Consider the following 438-nt stretch of genomic DNA (forward strand, 5'->3'; position numbering starts at 1 on the left):
CTCGCTGGCGCTGTCGCTGTCCACCGGCTGCCTCGCCGTCGCGATCCTGGCGGCCAGCGCGCTGTCCGAGCGCCTGAGCCGGCGCCGCCTGATGTTCGTGTCGATGGCGCTGGCCGCCGCGCTGAACCTGGCGGCCGCCTGGATGCCGAGCTGGCCGGGCGTGCTGGTGGCGCGCGCGCTCGAGGGCCTGGTGCTGGGCGGCGTGCCGGCCACCGCGATGGCCTACCTGGCCGAGGAGATCCAGCCGCGAGGGCTCGGCCTGTCGATGGGGCTCTACGTGGGCGGCACCGCCTTCGGCGGGATGGTCGGGCGGGTCGGCATGAGCATGCTGAGCGACTGGATGTCGTGGCGCGCGGCGATATAGTGTATCGGCGCGATCGACATCGCGGTGGCGATCGGCTTCGCGCTGCTCCTGCCCCCCTCCCGCCACTTCTTCCC

The 438-nt window shown here is 73.5% G+C and carries 1 pseudogene; it reads left to right on the plus strand.

The annotated features are described in order from the left end of the window. Positions 1 to 438 (plus strand): annotated as a pseudogene (locus FQ746_RS00015) (MFS transporter); the annotation flags it as partial.

The sequence above is a fragment of the Paraburkholderia sp. BCC1886 genome (genome assembly GCF_900996245.1).
In the GTDB taxonomy this organism is placed as follows: Bacteria; Pseudomonadota; Gammaproteobacteria; order Burkholderiales; family Burkholderiaceae; genus Paraburkholderia.